Source organism: Agaribacillus sp. DX54, assembly GCF_056858335.1.
The window spans coordinates 1-1,979 of sequence record NZ_JBXEQE010000088.1 but is presented as its reverse complement, the minus strand read 5'-3'; the positions used below and the strand labels follow the sequence as shown (position 1 = coordinate 1,979).

Annotated in this window: 2 protein-coding genes; both read right to left on the bottom strand. The window is 42.1% G+C overall.

What is annotated here, in order from left to right:
* Positions 1-93: 93 nt before the first annotated feature.
* Positions 94-1,119 (bottom strand): tyrosine-type recombinase/integrase, encoded by a 1,026-nt coding sequence (locus AC04NP_RS30415; RefSeq protein ID WP_482863893.1) that lies wholly within the window; start codon positions 1,117-1,119, stop codon positions 94-96.
* The gene (locus tag AC04NP_RS30410) at positions 1,116-1,871 is read right to left on the bottom strand and encodes a tyrosine-type recombinase/integrase (RefSeq protein ID WP_482863894.1); all 756 of its coding nucleotides are present in this window, start codon (positions 1,869-1,871) and stop codon (positions 1,116-1,118) included. The genes AC04NP_RS30415 and AC04NP_RS30410 overlap by 4 nt, the downstream gene beginning before the upstream one ends.
* Positions 1,872-1,979: the final 108 nt, after the last annotated feature.

The following is a 1,979-nucleotide window of genomic DNA, read 5'->3' as shown; positions in this document are numbered from 1 at the left end:
ACATGGCTTATGTAAACCAAAATATTATGTAAAGAATACGCCTTATAACAACATAAAAAGCGTATTTCTTTCAGTTTGACTTTACATAATATCTCAATATTTTTGTTGTAACTCTTTAAGCCAATCTAAGAGTTCCCCATCTTTTTGCCACGATGTTTTTCTATCAGTAACTATTGAGGGGTTTACTTTTTTAAGTGCTTCCATTTTCTTGTGTGCGCTCGTTCTTGCATAGACCTCAGTTGTCGTCACTGATGCGTGTCCCAGGAAGTCCCGTATATAAATAAGATTGATGTCTGCCTCCAGCATGTGCATTGCTTTGGAATGACGAAAGGAGTGACAACCTATATTTTCCGGTATTATCGAGGGATTATTCAAACGGGCCATGGCAGAATACTTTTTCACGATTGCCAGTATTGCCGCTCTTGATAGCTTTCTATTATGGGGGTTGCTGAACAATGGATAAACACTAGCATAAGGTTCGAAGAGATGATTCTCCTGCATAAACTGCACAAGATTTCTTACCTGTTTTTCTGACAAAGGGACAATTCGGGATTTTCGACCTTTGCCTTTCAACCTAACAGTAGTGGTACCTTCAAACCTGAAATCCGAAGGTGTAAGATCTGCTATTTCCTGTACTCTTGCCGCACTGTCGTACATCAGACCGAGAAGGGCCAGGTCGCGTCTTCCTTTCTTGGTGCTAATATCAGGCTGCATGAGCACCGATTTCATGGCATCAGATGTAAGATAGGACATCTGCGGGGGAGCACACTTCTTGAATCGAATGGATAGGGCCTCCTGCCATACCTTCATTCCCTTCATATCATGGTATTGTATAAATTTAAAAAAGGAGCGTAGTGTTGCAAGCCTGGCATTTCTGGTTGAGACGCTGCAATTACGATCCGTCTCAAGCCATTTGAGAAAATTTATTATCCGCGTTTTTGTAATGTCTTTGAGGCAAAGTTTGTCTGGGCTTATACCTTGTTCGACCTTCATATATCTAAGCATTATTGTAAAAGTGACGCTATAGGTTTGTATTGTATTGGGCGAGACGCCGCATTCATTGGGCAAATATTGTGTCAGATAGCCTGTCAGGTATTTAGAAAAATCAGTGGATTTCATTTTTGTATGGTTTGGGTTAATGAGTTAAAGTCCGATGCTTCGATCCCGATTTCGGGAAAGACATACTTATAAGCACCATTGAGTTTGTAGAGCAAATCTGGGTACATCTCTGAGGTAATACGTACATACTTGTTTGTAGCCTCTACCGATTGATGCCCTATGTAGGTTGAAAGGATCGGCATCGAGTAATAAAGGTCCATTCCAGCCTCAGACATTTTCAAAAGTGCCTTAACGCAGAATGTATGCCTCAGATCATGCATCCTGGGGCCTACTCCCCGTCCACCGTGGGATATGCTGGCTTTATAGAGCACAGTTCTAAAGTGCTCATATATTGTATTGGTTTGACACCTATTTCCGTTCAGGGCAGTAAAGAAATAGGTACCCGCATCAGTGTCGATCAGTTGTTTCTGCTTGTAGATATAATAGTCCTTGCAAACTTCCGCCAACGATTTGGATATGGGCACTACACGATCCTGTCCGTTCTTGCAATGTCTTAGCACAAGGTACTCCTTATCCAGATTGACGTCTCTGTGTTTAAGGTTCAGTGCCTCACCTATACGTAATCCCGTACTGTATAGCATACGGAGCAATGTTGGCATAACGCATAGCTGGGAGTACATATACTTCCTTTTGAGGAAAAGTTTGTCACTTGCCTGAAAGATGGATGCTATCTCTGCTTTTGTGAAGATGTGCGGTGTAAACGTGGATTTGTATTTCGGCAGTTTGGGAATGTATGAGTTGTATCCAATCATCTGCAAGTAGACTGAGAACTGTCTGAGTATGGAGATCCTGCTGTACCGGTTAGCATCAGACTCTTCAGGTAAGCGAATGGCCCACTGGTCGAAAAGTTCCTGAGATAT

What these genes read in the sequence shown, in the direction of transcription:
- AC04NP_RS30415 (WP_482863893.1), bottom strand. Translation starts at nt 1,119, where the DNA reads ATGAAATCCACTGATTTTTCTAAATACCTGACAGGCTATCTGACACAA.
- AC04NP_RS30410 (WP_482863894.1), bottom strand. Translation starts at nt 1,871, where the DNA reads ATGATTGGATACAACTCATACATTCCCAAACTGCCGAAATACAAATCC.